The organism is Blautia sp. HCN-20427 (assembly GCF_037890365.1).
Lineage (GTDB): Bacteria > Bacillota > Clostridia > Lachnospirales > Lachnospiraceae > Blautia.
Window position 1 is genome coordinate 60,197 of sequence record NZ_JBBKBX010000006.1, and the last position, 12,352, is coordinate 72,548.

Consider the following 12,352-nt stretch of genomic DNA (forward strand, 5'->3'; position numbering starts at 1 on the left):
GAATCTATGGAACAAAAACGACGAATACAATCCTTTCTGGAACTGGCTGTGTCTGCCGCTGCCCTTACGGGACTTGACCAATGGACAAAATTTCTGGCAGTAAAGCACTTAAAAGACCAGGCAGACATTGCTTTAATTCCCAATGTGCTGTACCTGCATTATCTGGAAAACCGCGGTGCTGCCTTTGGTATGTTTCAGAATCAAAAGGTTTTCCTGGTACTGCTCACATCCCTGATTCTGATTGGTGTTTGTTATGTGCTGTGGAAGCTGCCGGAAGGCAAACATTTTCTGCCTTTAAAAATACTGTGTTTTCTTATCACAGCCGGAGGAATCGGGAACCTGGCAGACCGTCTGCGTCTGAACTATGTGGTAGATTTTATCTATTTTTCCCCCATTGATTTTCCGGTATTTAATATAGCGGATATCTATGTTACTGTCAGTATGGTGCTTTTATTCCTTTTGGTTTTATTTTACTATAAAGACGAAGATTTTCAGTTTTTAAAATGGAAATCCCCCAAACAGCAGGAGCAGGAATCATGAAACAGATTTGTTTACAGGCTGAGGCCGCTTATGAAGGAGAACGGATTGACAAATATCTGGCGGAAGTAATGAATGATTACTCCCGCTCTTTTTTACAGAAACAGCTGAAAGAAGGGAATGTAACCGTGGGACAAAAGCCGGTGAAAGCCAGTTATAAACTGGCAGAGGACGATGAAATCACCGTACAGGTGCCGGACAGTCAGGAACCGGATATTCTGGCAGAAGACATCCCTCTGGATATTCTCTATGAAGATGAACAGGTTCTGGTGGTAAACAAACCCAAGGGCATGGTGGTACACCCAAGCGCCGGACACTATACGGGAACGCTGGTCAATGCCCTGATGTTCCACTGCAAAGACCGCCTTTCGGGCATTAACGGAGTTCTGCGTCCGGGAATTGTCCACCGCATCGATATGGACACAACAGGTGCCCTGGTGGTGTGTAAGACCGACCTGGCTCACCAGAGCCTGGCCCAACAACTGAAGGTACACAGCATTACCCGGAAGTACCGGGCCATTGTTCACGGAAATTTAAAAGAGGACCAGGGTACCATTGAAGGAGATATCGGGAGACACCCGGTAGAACGAAAAAAAATGGCGGTGCATGTAAGAAACGGAAAACCGGCAGTAACCCATTACCGGGTACTGGAACGTTTCGGCAGTTTCACCTATGTAGAGTGTCAGCTGGAAACTGGCCGCACCCATCAGATTCGCGTACACATGAGCAGCATTGGACATCCCCTTTTGGGAGATATGCTGTACGGACCTAAAAAATGTCCTTACGGGGGACTTACCGGGCAGACACTTCACGCCATGGTGCTTGGTTTCCAACATCCGGTAACCGGAGAATATATGGAATTTAAAGCGCCTTTGCCGGAGTATTTTGAGAATTTGCTGAAAAAGTTAAGATAAATAAAATTGTGACGATATCTCCAAGAAAATTTTCTAATTTTATATACATTTTCACAAAAATAGATTATAATGGATATAACATAAGAATTTTCAAGAGAGGAGTGTATGGTTATGGCAGCAACTACAGTTATAACAATCGGACGTCAATATGGAAGCGGGGGACGGGAAATCGGTATGAAACTGGCACAGGATTTAGGTATCAAGTGCTATGATAAAGAGCTGTTGGACCGTGCAGCCAAAGACAGTGGTATCTGTCAGGAATTATTTGAGCACCATGATGAAAAGCCGACTAACAGCTTTTTATATTCCTTAGTTATGGATACGTATTCTTTTGGTTATTCTTCCGCAGCATTCGCAGATATGCCCATTAACCACAAGGTATTCCTGGCTCAGTTTGACACCATCAAAAAGCTGGCAGAAGAGGAATCCTGCGTTATGGTCGGACGCTGTGCAGACTATGCTCTGGCAGACTTTAACGGTGCATTCAGCGTTTTTATCCACGGAGATATGGACAAACGAATTCGCCGTATCGCAGACAAATATCAGCTTACCGATGCTGCGGCCAAGGACCGAATCCATAAAACGGACAAACAGAGAGCCAGCTATTATAATTATTATACCAGCAAGAAATGGGCGGACGCAGACAGCTATGACCTCTGCCTGAACAGTTCCGTTCTGGGAATTGACGGCTGTGTGGAAATGATTAAGAAAATGCTGGAAATCAAAAGGCGGAGCTTCTAGTGTTTGAGTAAAATACCAGAACTAACCCGTCAATAAACAACCTTTTTTACCGTTGTTTATTGACGGGTTTTTATTTGGCATCCTCTTACTTATGATTATTTACCGCATGCCACCCATTGATATTACTGTTCAAAATAGCAGTAAACATCCTTTCCTTGGCACCTGGATTTTCCCGGTTTAAGCTGGCCAGCAGTTCCTTGGCATACTGCCGCTTGGTATAGCCGTCCACAGGGCAGGGGCTTTTCTCAATTTCCAGATGATACATGTTTTTAAATCCAATCACATCAGCCTCATTAACGAACAGAAGAGGGCGGATGACGGTTAAATCCATACGGTCCAGATAGGTTTTCGGGGCAAACGTATGAAATCTGCCTTCGTAAATGAGAGAGAGCAGCATGGTTTCTATCACATCATCCTTGTGATGAGCGTAAGCAATTTTATTGCAGCCCAGCCGCTTGGCTTCTGTGTTCAAAGCGCCTTTTCTCATTTTAGCACAAAGAGAACAGGGATTGCTTTCTTTTCTTTCCTCAAAAATAATAGGCGCAATATCTGTTTTTACAACATGAAAGGGCACATCTAATTCTTTGCACAGATTTTCAATCTTATCCAGGGAAAAATCAGGATGTCCCAAATCTACTGTAATGACCTCTATGGTAAAAGCTTTTGGATAGAAGCGCATCAGTCCATGAAGGGCATAGAGCATAGACAGACTGTCTTTCCCGCCGGAAACTCCCACGGCAATTTTATCCCCTTCCTCTATCAGCTGAAATTCGTCTACCGCCTTTCTGGTAAGACTCAATAATTTCTGTAATTTCATACAACACAGTCCTTTCCAATTTGTATAAGTCTTCTGAATCATAGCACAAATACTGAAAAAAAGAAACATTTTTTTGCAGTTTTCCCCACAGGCGGGAAAATTCATGATATACTGTTTCCTAGCGAAGAATTCAAAAAAAGAACGGAGGCCCAACATGAAATTTCGTTGGAACAAAAAATATCTGTACTGGGGAATGACAGCTTTTGCAGTAATCTGTGCCAGCCTGTTGTTTTATTTTGTCATTTTCCGTATGCATGTGCTGTTTAACGGAATCCGAAGATTTATAAGCATTATGATGCCCGTTATCTGCGGCGCAGTGATTGCCTATCTTCTAATTCCCGTGCTGAATTTTCAGGAGAGGAAAATCTTTCGGTATTTTACAGAGAAAAAGAAGATGACTTTGGAGCCGGGGCACAAAAAAATGGTTCGATATCTGTGTATCAGTACGTCACTGCTTTTTGCCCTGCTGATTATCTATTCTCTTTTGTCCATGATTGTACCAAGTATTCTGGACAGTATTATCAGTATTATTAACGATTCGCCAAGATATGTCCAGAATATCCGGCATTGGCTGGAAGCCCTTTTAAAGGACAATCCGGAGTGGAAGACCATTGTCTTTGACTATCTGAACCGTTATTCTCCCAAAGTGGAAGCCTTTTTAAATGTTGAAGTGCTGCCGCAGGCAAAGGCGGTTCTGCAGTCCCTGACCACAGGGGTGTTCGGAACTTTGGTCTTTATCAAAAACCTGTTAATCGGTCTGATTATTTCCGTGTACCTGATGGCCGGAAAAGAAGCGTTTGTTACCCAGTCTAAAATGCTGGTGTATGCATGGTTCGATACAGAACGCGCCAACAGTATTATCAGAGCCTTTCGTTTTACCCACAAAACCTTTGGCGGTTTTATCAGCGGCAAAATTGTGGATTCCCTCATTATCGGGATTCTGTGCTATATTGGCACCTCCATGATTGGAACCCCTTACAAACTCCTGGTCAGCGTTATTGTAGGCGTCACCAATGTGATTCCCTTTTTCGGACCTTATCTTGGTGCCATCCCCAGCGCCTTTATCATCCTTATGGTAAACCCGGTGCAGTGTCTGTATTTCCTGATTTTTATTCTGGTTTTACAGCAATTTGACGGAAACATTCTGGGACCGAAAATTCTGGGAAATTCCACGGGACTTTCCAGCTTCATGGTGATTGTTGCTATTTTGCTGTTCGGCGGGCTTATGGGAATTCCCGGCATGATTATCGGGGTTCCTCTGTGGGCTGTTATGGTAGCAGGTGTAAGGCATTTCCGCGACCATGAGTTACGAAAAAAATCTATGCCAACAGACGAGAAAATGTATGAAAACCTTCAGTATATTGACCCAAAAACCCTGCAGCCGGTAGAATTTTCCCAAAACAAAAATTCAGAGCAGAACAGCAGTAAAGAAAATGAAAGTGAGGATACACATTTATGAAACTTGTTATACAAAAGGTAAGCAGCGCTTCTGTAGAAACAGAGGGAAACTGCATTTCATCTATCAACAAAGGCTTTCTGGTGCTGGTGGGCATTGGAAAAGAAGACACCAGAGAAACCGTTGACCAGTATGTAAAGAAAATGATAAATCTGCGTATCTTTGCAGATGAGGAGGGTAAGACAAACCTTTCCCTGGCAGATGTAAACGGAGAAATTCTGTTGGTATCACAGTTTACCCTGTATGCCAACTGCAAAAAAGGCAATCGGCCCAGTTTCTTTGACGCAGGAAATCCCCAAGAGGCAGAGGCTCTGTATGAATACATGGTTGAAAAAGTCAAAGAAAGCGTTCCGGTAGTCAAAACCGGAAAATTCGGAGCGTACATGAAGGTTTCCCTGATTAATGACGGACCGTTTACCATTCTTTTAGATGAAAATACGTTTGCGAGATAAAAATGACAAAAATAATAGGTGCTCCGTGAAAGAGTGCTTATTATTTTTTTGCTTTATTAAGTTTACCATAAATATGTTATGTATTCTATGAATTTAGATACACAAGAGTAGTTGTTTCTTCTGAAAATAGTTTAGCGGACAAATACAGATTTAACCGAAAAACTATAGCTTTTTTCCTTTATTTGTGATAAACTACTCTCAAAACAATCATTTTGGAGGTTTTCTTATGGCAAAGCCAATTACATACCGTGAACAGGAAAAAATTGAAAATACCGTAAAACTTCGTGAATTCCTTATGGAACTTCCTCCATACGTCAAGGATTATTTCCGCGCCAAGGAACCCACGACCTCTGACAAAACCCGTTTGTCTTATGCATACGATTTGCGTGTGTTTTTTCGTTTTCTGCAGCTTACAAATCCTGCTTTAAAAGAAAAACCCATGACTGATATTTCTATCCAGGATTTATCCCTTTTACAACCTGTGGATTTTGAAGAATTTGAGGAATATTTAAAGGCCTACAAAACCCCGGACAACAAACTGGAAACCAACTCCCGTACAGGAATTGCCAGAAAAATGTCCTGTCTGCGCAGTTTTTATGATTATCTGTGCAAACGCCAGCTTTTACAGTCTAATCCTGTCCGCCTTGTGGATATGCCCAGAATCAAGGAAAAAGCCATTATTCAGTTAGATCCCGATGAGGTGGCCAATCTTCTGGACCATATTGAAAATTATGGAAATCAACTGACCGGCGTACAGCTTTATCACTATAACAAGCAAAAGTACCGCGACATTGCCATGATTACTCTCCTGCTCGGAACAGGTGTTCGTGTTTCCGAACTGGTGGGACTGAATATAGGTGATGTAGATTTCAAAAATAATGGCATCCGGATTCTGCGAAAAGGAGGAAATGAAATGATTGTCTACTTCGGTACAGAGGTGGAACAGGCTCTGAAAGATTATCTGGAAATCTCCAGAACTGCCATTACCCCGGTCGCCGGGCATGAAGAAGCACTTTTCCTCTCCGGCCAGCGCAAACGTATCAGCGTGGATGCCGTGGAAAAAATGGTGAAAAAGTACGCTTCTGCCATTTCTGTCAAAACGATTACTCCCCATAAGCTGCGAAGCACCTACGGTACGGCTCTGTATCGGGAAACCGGGGATATTTATCTGGTGGCAGACGTTTTGGGACACTCTGATGTCAATACCACGAAAAAGCACTATGCCAAATTAAGCGATGAACGGAGGCGTTCTGCCTCCAAAGCCGTGGTGCTGCGGGAAAAGCAGGATTAAAGACCGCTTTGCGCCGGACCGTTTAACAGTTTTCCTTCATAATCAAATCGTGAACCGTGACAGGGACAGTCCCAGCTTTTCTCATCCGGATTCCAGGAAAGCTGACAGCCAAGATGGGGACAACGGATTTCAACCCCATGGATATTCTGCTGTTCATCTTTATAAATACCTATTTTTCGCCCCTTATAGGTGACAATGCCGCCATGTCCCGGCAGAATATCCCGGGCTGTCTTTTGCGGGTCGTAAAAAAACGGTTTTGCCAGTTCCTTTACAGAACGGACGCCATCAGAAAGAAAAAAGTCCAAATCCTTTACAGGTAATCTCCCGGGCCGGAAAACTTCCCTATTGGGATTGGTAAATCCGCAGATATCGTCACGAATGAGCATGGCTGCCGTCATAGCTGTTGTCATGCCCCATTTCTGAAAGCCTGTAGCCACATACCAGTTCTGCCTGCTGCCGGAAAATCTGCCGATAAAAGGCACAGAATCCGCGGTAACGCAGTCCTGGGCTGACCAACAGCACGCTTCCCGGCTTTCGGGAAACCACCGGGCCGCCTTTTCCCTCAATTTCTCATATCTTGCCGCTTGTCCTGTCTTGTCTCCACAGCGGTGTCCCTCTCCTCCCAACAGCAGATACGGCCCATAACTGCGAAAAGAGAAATCCCGCTTTTCTGCACCGATATACATACCGTTTACTTCCATGGCATTTTCCAGGGCTACTACATAGGAACGCTCCTGGTGCATTTTTGCAAAATACAGCCCCGGAAAGTTTACGAAAGGAAAATGACAGGCAAAAACAATTTTTTCCGCTTTTACCCTTCCCTCCGGAGTGAACAGTACGTTCTCTCTGACGCGCTCTACCGGAGTGTTTTCATACACCTGTACCTGCTCTGCCAGAGAAGAAAGAAATTTCAGAGGATGAAACTGAGCCTGATTGTGAAATTCTACCGCCCCCCATACAGGAAACGGCAGGGTCAGCCCTTCCCTGCGAAGACCTGCGGGAAGCCCCAGACTGCCTGCTGCCCTCGCCTCTTCTTCCAATCCCCGGGCGCTCCTTCCGTACACATAAGAAGAAGTTGTTTCAAAATCACAGGCTATCTGTTCCTTTTCTATCAGACGCTCATACTCCTTTCGCGCCTCTTCGTTGGCAAATCCATACTGTCTGGCCTTCTCTATTCCATATTTCTTTATAAGACCTGCATAACACAGCCCATGCTGGGATGTGATTTTTGCCGTAGTATTTTGGGTCTGGCCGCTGCCAATAAAGTATCTCTCCAACACTACTGCTCTCCTGCCCTCTCTCTGCAGCAGATACGCGGTCAGAATCCCCGTTATGCCTCCTCCGATAACGGCAATTTCTGTTTCGATTTCCCTGTTTAAATTCTCCCATCTTTTTAATATACAGGAGTTTGTCCAAATAGATTTCATGCTGCTTCTCCTATAACCTTTTCTTTACAGCATGCCCTGTTTTCTTCCTTTTCATACCATTCTTCCTAAAACCAGGGTGTTCTGCAGACTGCCGCAGGAAAAAATCCCCCACTCTGAAAGAACACAAAACCATGGATTCTGCAGCAGTCCCAGTTCTTCTCCTTATGCACTTAAGAAGGACACATAACAAGGATTCTTTGAGGTGTGGTCTGGGGAGGAATACTAAAAGTAGTGGCTGTATAATAAACCAGCAGTTCTTGATTTCCCGGATGACAGGTAAAGGGCTGCCCGTTTACAGTGGAAATACGGGTTGCAGAAGACAGATTCAGTTTCAGAGAATTGTCTTCTGCTGTCAGAGTTGCGTCAAAATAATTCAATGCTGCATCCTGGTTCTGCCGCAAAACCGTTACCACCTCTGCCTGATACCGGGGCGGATAAATAGCCGGGGCCGGAAGGCTGGTATCGTAGAAAGCAGCTACACGCATCCCTCTTCTCAGCCGCACCTGATCGATGACCATGGTTTCTCCGGTCACTACAAAGTTCACCGTTTCCGTCTCTGTCTGTATCGTTGCCAGAAAACTGCAGCAGGAATTGCCCCTGCTGATATTTCGTATCACACCAACAACTTTCCCATAGGTTTCGTATGCCATAAAAAATCCTTTTTCTTTTATCCTATGTACCTCTCACAAAAAGGTTCTTCCAAAGACAGGCATGGATTCGCTCTGTCCGGGACATACTAGTACAAGGAACAGGAGGAAAACAACTATGGAATTAAAAAACAGTATTACCAAAGAAAACCTCATGCGGGCTTTTGCCGGAGAGAGTCAGGCCAGAAACCGCTATACCATGGCAGCCTCACAAGCCAGAAAGAATCAACTGGCTGTTGTGGAAGCAGTGTTTACCTTTACCGCCAATCAGGAACGGGAACATGCTGAAATTTTTTATAAACATCTGACAGCTCTGGCAGAGAAAAACATTTCCATTGACGGCAATTACCCCGTGGATATTTCTCAGGATGTGGCAAAACTTCTGCGCTTTGCGGAAAAGAACGAAATGGAAGAACACGACGATGTGTATAAGGCATTTGAGGAAAAAGCAAGGGAAGAAGGATTTGCAGAAATTGCCGCTTCTTTTCATATGATTGGAAAAATCGAGAAAACCCACGGAGAGCGGTTTCGTCTTCTGGCCCAAATGCTGGAATCGAACACACTGTTCGTGTCAGAGATTGAAACATCCTGGATGTGCCTGAAATGCGGAAATATCTATGCCGGACTGCAGGTACCGGAAAAATGCCCCGTATGCGGACATGACAGAGGCTATTATATCCGTTTGGAACTGCTGCCCTGTGCCGTGAATCAGACGGTATAAAATTTTTCAAAACAAACTGCAGATTATGGTAAAATAAATTTAATTTTACCGCACATCTTCCCGGAGTAATCCGTTAGACATTAGGAAGGGGGGATTTCAGATGTCTGCAGACATAGAAGAACAATATGACAAAATTTACCGGTACTGCTATTTTAAAACCCAAAACGCTGCTCTGGCTGAAGACCTGACACAGGAATGTTTTCTGAAATATATCTCTCAGAATACCTATGTGGAACGTGGAAAAGAACTGGCATATCTCTATACCATAGCCCGAAATCTCTGCATGGATACTTTCCGCCGGAAAGCCTTTGTCCCTCTGGATGAAAACGCTGGCACGGAGGAAGTCCTGCTGCACAGGGCAGAGCTAAAGCTGTGTGTGCGCCAGGCACTTTGTTTACTCTCATACCAGGAGCAAGAGCTGCTGCTTCTGCGCTATGCAGAACAGCTTTCCGTGAAACAGATTTCAGCTATTACCGGCCTGTCCCGCTTTGCGGTTTACCGAAAGTCCGGACAGGCTCTGGATAAATTAAGGCAGCATTTGCGAAAGGAGGATTTTCTGTGAAAAAAGAATTAAGATATGCGTTAAAAGATGCCTTTGAGCCTCCAAATCCGATTCATCGGGAAGAGTTTTTGCGGAATCTTCCCCTGCAGAAAAAAAGCTTTGGAGAATTTTTGCTGCAACAGCTTCCTTACATAAGAAAGCGCACATGGCTCGTTTCCTGTCTGCTTTTTGCCGTATTTTTCGTCTCCCCAAGGGAAAACTGGATGGCTATTCCCTCTTTGCTTCCCTTTCTGGCACTGATAGGCATAACCGAACTGGCTCGCTCTTCCTGCTGCCGAATGGCAGAACTTGAAATGAGCTGCCGTTTCAATCTTTCTCAGGTTTTGCTTGCCCGCATGTTCTGGCTGGGTCTGTGCAGTTTCCCAGTTCTTTTGATGGGACTTTTTACCGTGGGGAAACTGTCTGCTTTTGATACAGCGCAGATTCTTTTGTATGTTCTGACACCTTATCTTCTTACCTGTGCCGCTTCCCTCCTGGTTTTAAACATTTTAAGAGGCACAGAAGGAATCTACGGCTGTGCTGCAGTGACGTGCATGGTCAGTATCAGCAATGGAATCTTTCAAAATACAGACGCCTTTTACCAGAGCAACCGCCTGATATTCTGGCTGCTTGCAGCATGTTTCTCTGCAGCCACAACTATTCTGCAGCTTTTTATCTTTTTAAAGAAAACGGAGGAATCACCATGGAACTTATTCTTGATAAAGTAAGCAGGCAATATGGAACAAAAATGGCCTGCAGCAACATCTGTCTGCGGCTGACTCCCGGTGTTTACGGACTTCTGGGCGCCAACGGAGCAGGAAAAACCACGCTAATGCGCATGATATGCGGAGTATTAAAGCCTACCAGCGGTACCATTACTTTTAATCAGGCAGACGTACATAGTGAGGCGTACCGGGACAGACTCGGTTATCTGCCTCAGGATTTCGGGTATTACCCGGAATTTACCGCACAAAACTTTCTGCTTTATCTGGCCTCCCTGAAAGGACTGTCCAGAACCACTGCCAAAAAGAAAACGCTGGAGCTGCTTTCCGTAGTGTCCCTGGAAAAAGAGGCAAAACGGAAAATCAAAACCTTCTCCGGCGGTATGAAACAGCGGCTGGGTATTGCCCAGGCCATGCTCAACAATCCTTCCATTCTGGTACTGGACGAACCCACAGCCGGATTAGACCCAAAAGAACGGGTACGTTTCCGCAATCTCATTTCCCGTCTGGGGAGAGAGCGCATTGTCCTTTTATCTACCCATATTGTCTCAGATGTGGAATATATCGCAGATACTATATTTCTCATGAAAGACGGAAAACTGCTTCATCAGGGCAGTCCCCAGAAAATTCTACAGGTGTTGGAAGGAAAGGTTTGGGAATGTCTGCTGCCTCCGGCATATGCAGAAAAACTCTGTACAGAAAAATCCTTTCCCATCGTTAATATCCGTCAAGAAGAAGAAAACGTGCTTCTTCGCCTGGTAAGCAGCCAAAAGCCTTCCGAAGACGCCATGGCAGTCACTGCTACTTTGGAAGACCTGTATCTTTATTATTTCAGTGAGGAGGCATCCCTATGAAACATTTTTTTACTTTAGTAGAATTTGAGTACCGAAAAATATGGAAGCGAAAATCCGCCATTCTGGCCATGTCCGTCGGCCTTCTGGTATCCATACTGAGCGTGTGGGGGCCCCTGCTTGGCAGCACTTACATAAACGGAAAAGTTTCGGAATCCAATTATGAGGCCACCTTCAAAGACCTCCAATATGCAAAGGATTTAAACGGACGAACTTTAGATACTGCACTTCTTCTGGAAGCTGCCCACGCTTATGCACAGATTCCCCCAAATACGGAAATCCCCTACATTGGTCTGGAAGAATATGAGACCTATGCAAGACCCTACAGCTCCATCTACGGCATTGCAGGGCGCGTCTACCGGGCTTCGGGAGAAGAGTTTTCTTATGAGGAAATGGCGGCTCTGACCAAAAGAGACGCCAACCATTTTTATGAAAAAAGAGCATCCTTGCTGAAAAATACTATAGCAAATACCACTATGAGTCAAACCGCCAAAGAACATACCCTGAAAACTGCCGAAAAAGTGCAGACACCCTTTACCTATTCCAATACCGAGGGCTATGGACGTTTCCTCACGCTTATGCAAAGTACAGGGATTCTGTCTGCTTTTGTCATAGCAATATGTCTTTCTCCTCTGTTTGCAGGGGAATACACCAGCCACGCAGACCAGCTTCTGCTTTCTTCCCGATATGGAAAGGGAAAACTGATTCGTGCCAAGCTGTTTACGGGATTTTCCTTTGCCGCAGGCTTCAGCCTTCTGCTTCTGCTACAGACCTATTTCCAGTGCATGCTCACCTTTGGTTTTGACGGCAGCAGTACACCTGTCCAGATTTTTGATGTGCTGTGTATTTATCCCCTTACCCTGGGACAGGCCGGATTTCTGGGCGGACTTTGCTTTTTCGGCGGCTGTATGTTGATGGCAGGACTGACCATGCTGCTCTCCGCCAAATTAAAATCGCCTTTCGGCGTCATGATACTGATGTCCGTATTTTTAATCTTCCCTATGATGGTGCAGATTTCCCAGAACTCCATTTCTGCGTTCCGTCTGTTTCATCTGCTGCCTGCAAACAGTATGGCTTATTTTAATATCTTTCACATGATACCATACGAATTTGCCGGACTGGTCGTTCCGCCGTATATTATGTTTCCGGTTTTTTCTGTGGTATGCTGTGCGGCTGTGCTGCCTTTGGCCTACAGAGGTTTTCAGCGTCATGAAATCGCATAATTTTTTATTGCA

General features: G+C 44.8%; 14 protein-coding genes. 11 read left to right on the forward strand and 3 right to left on the reverse strand.

Features of this window, described 5'->3' with window-relative positions:
• Positions 1-6: 6 nt before the first annotated feature.
• The 3 genes from lspA to WKT17_RS05255 all read left to right on the forward strand — a co-directional run bounded on the left by lspA (position 7) and on the right by WKT17_RS05255 (position 2,192).
• Complete coding sequence (gene lspA, locus WKT17_RS05245) at positions 7-540, forward strand: signal peptidase II (RefSeq protein ID WP_173749688.1); 534 nt, start codon at positions 7-9, stop codon at positions 538-540.
• The gene (locus WKT17_RS05250; RefSeq protein WP_173749689.1) at positions 537-1,451 is read left to right on the forward strand and encodes an RluA family pseudouridine synthase; all 915 of its coding nucleotides are present in this window, start codon (positions 537-539) and stop codon (positions 1,449-1,451) included. The genes lspA and WKT17_RS05250 overlap by 4 nt, the downstream gene beginning before the upstream one ends.
• Before the next feature lie 111 nt (positions 1,452-1,562).
• On the forward strand, positions 1,563-2,192 hold the full coding sequence (locus tag WKT17_RS05255) for a cytidylate kinase-like family protein (RefSeq protein ID WP_173749690.1): 630 nt from the start codon (positions 1,563-1,565) through the stop codon (positions 2,190-2,192).
• A gap of 85 nt (positions 2,193-2,277) precedes the next feature.
• Here WKT17_RS05255 and WKT17_RS05260 read toward each other — a convergent pair whose 3' ends face one another.
• Positions 2,278-3,009, reverse strand: a complete 732-nt coding sequence (locus WKT17_RS05260) for a tRNA lysidine(34) synthetase (protein WP_173749691.1) — start codon at positions 3,007-3,009, stop codon at positions 2,278-2,280.
• 154 nt (positions 3,010-3,163) lie between these two features.
• On the opposite strand from WKT17_RS05260, the gene WKT17_RS05265 reads away from it, so the two are divergent.
• From WKT17_RS05265 to WKT17_RS05275, 3 genes are all read left to right on the forward strand, one after another.
• Positions 3,164-4,468 (forward strand): AI-2E family transporter, encoded by a 1,305-nt coding sequence (locus WKT17_RS05265; protein WP_173749692.1) that lies wholly within the window; start codon positions 3,164-3,166, stop codon positions 4,466-4,468.
• Positions 4,465-4,917 carry a D-aminoacyl-tRNA deacylase gene (gene dtd / locus WKT17_RS05270; RefSeq protein WP_173749693.1) on the forward strand — a complete coding sequence of 151 codons (453 nt, stop codon included), beginning with the start codon at positions 4,465-4,467 and terminating at the stop codon, positions 4,915-4,917. The genes WKT17_RS05265 and dtd overlap by 4 nt, the downstream gene beginning before the upstream one ends.
• A 226-nt stretch (positions 4,918-5,143) precedes the next feature.
• Positions 5,144-6,208: a tyrosine-type recombinase/integrase gene (locus WKT17_RS05275; RefSeq protein ID WP_291683589.1), complete on the forward strand. Its 1,065-nt coding sequence runs from the start codon at positions 5,144-5,146 to the stop codon at positions 6,206-6,208.
• Here the strand turns inward: WKT17_RS05275 and WKT17_RS05280 are convergent.
• On the reverse strand, positions 6,205-7,635 hold the full coding sequence (locus tag WKT17_RS05280) for an FAD-dependent oxidoreductase (protein WP_294460467.1): 1,431 nt from the start codon (positions 7,633-7,635) through the stop codon (positions 6,205-6,207). The genes WKT17_RS05275 and WKT17_RS05280 overlap by 4 nt on opposite strands.
• Positions 7,636-7,805: 170 nt before the next feature.
• Positions 7,806-8,285 carry an OB-fold nucleic acid binding domain-containing protein gene (locus WKT17_RS05285; RefSeq protein ID WP_173749696.1) on the reverse strand — a complete coding sequence of 160 codons (480 nt, stop codon included), beginning with the start codon at positions 8,283-8,285 and terminating at the stop codon, positions 7,806-7,808.
• 115 nt (positions 8,286-8,400) lie between these two features.
• Between WKT17_RS05285 and rbr the strand changes: the two genes are divergently transcribed.
• From rbr to WKT17_RS05310, 5 genes are all read left to right on the forward strand, one after another.
• On the forward strand, positions 8,401-9,003 hold the full coding sequence (gene rbr, locus WKT17_RS05290; protein WP_173749697.1) for a rubrerythrin: 603 nt from the start codon (positions 8,401-8,403) through the stop codon (positions 9,001-9,003).
• A 100-nt stretch (positions 9,004-9,103) separates the two neighbouring features.
• Positions 9,104-9,565, forward strand: a complete 462-nt coding sequence (locus WKT17_RS05295) for an RNA polymerase sigma factor (protein WP_173749698.1) — start codon at positions 9,104-9,106, stop codon at positions 9,563-9,565.
• A complete protein-coding gene (locus WKT17_RS05300; RefSeq protein ID WP_173749699.1) occupies positions 9,562-10,272 on the forward strand; it encodes a hypothetical protein in 711 nt (236 codons plus the stop codon). Before WKT17_RS05295 ends, WKT17_RS05300 begins: the two co-directional genes overlap by 4 nt.
• On the forward strand, positions 10,248-11,120 hold the full coding sequence (locus WKT17_RS05305) for an ABC transporter ATP-binding protein (protein WP_291683586.1): 873 nt from the start codon (positions 10,248-10,250) through the stop codon (positions 11,118-11,120). Before WKT17_RS05300 ends, WKT17_RS05305 begins: the two co-directional genes overlap by 25 nt.
• Positions 11,117-12,340, forward strand: coding sequence for an ABC transporter permease (locus WKT17_RS05310; RefSeq protein ID WP_291683585.1), 1,224 nt, complete (start codon positions 11,117-11,119; stop codon positions 12,338-12,340). Before WKT17_RS05305 ends, WKT17_RS05310 begins: the two co-directional genes overlap by 4 nt.
• Positions 12,341-12,352 lie beyond the last annotated feature (12 nt).

Bases quoted from the DNA above. Each gene is read 5' to 3' on its own strand.
- WKT17_RS05265 (WP_173749692.1), top strand. From the start codon at position 3,164: ATGAAATTTCGTTGGAACAAAAAATATCTGTACTGGGGAATGACAGCT.
- lspA (WP_173749688.1), top strand. From the start codon at position 7: ATGGAACAAAAACGACGAATACAATCCTTTCTGGAACTGGCTGTGTCT.
- WKT17_RS05305 (WP_291683586.1), top strand. From the start codon at position 10,248: ATGGAACTTATTCTTGATAAAGTAAGCAGGCAATATGGAACAAAAATG.
- WKT17_RS05280 (WP_294460467.1), bottom strand. From the start codon at position 7,635: ATGAAATCTATTTGGACAAACTCCTGTATATTAAAAAGATGGGAGAAT.
- WKT17_RS05310 (WP_291683585.1), top strand. From the start codon at position 11,117: ATGAAACATTTTTTTACTTTAGTAGAATTTGAGTACCGAAAAATATGG.
- dtd (WP_173749693.1), top strand. From the start codon at position 4,465: ATGAAACTTGTTATACAAAAGGTAAGCAGCGCTTCTGTAGAAACAGAG.
- WKT17_RS05275 (WP_291683589.1), top strand. From the start codon at position 5,144: ATGGCAAAGCCAATTACATACCGTGAACAGGAAAAAATTGAAAATACC.
- WKT17_RS05260 (WP_173749691.1), bottom strand. From the start codon at position 3,009: ATGAAATTACAGAAATTATTGAGTCTTACCAGAAAGGCGGTAGACGAA.
- WKT17_RS05255 (WP_173749690.1), top strand. From the start codon at position 1,563: ATGGCAGCAACTACAGTTATAACAATCGGACGTCAATATGGAAGCGGG.
- rbr (WP_173749697.1), top strand. From the start codon at position 8,401: ATGGAATTAAAAAACAGTATTACCAAAGAAAACCTCATGCGGGCTTTT.
- WKT17_RS05250 (WP_173749689.1), top strand. From the start codon at position 537: ATGAAACAGATTTGTTTACAGGCTGAGGCCGCTTATGAAGGAGAACGG.
- WKT17_RS05285 (WP_173749696.1), bottom strand. From the start codon at position 8,285: ATGGCATACGAAACCTATGGGAAAGTTGTTGGTGTGATACGAAATATC.
- WKT17_RS05295 (WP_173749698.1), top strand. From the start codon at position 9,104: ATGTCTGCAGACATAGAAGAACAATATGACAAAATTTACCGGTACTGC.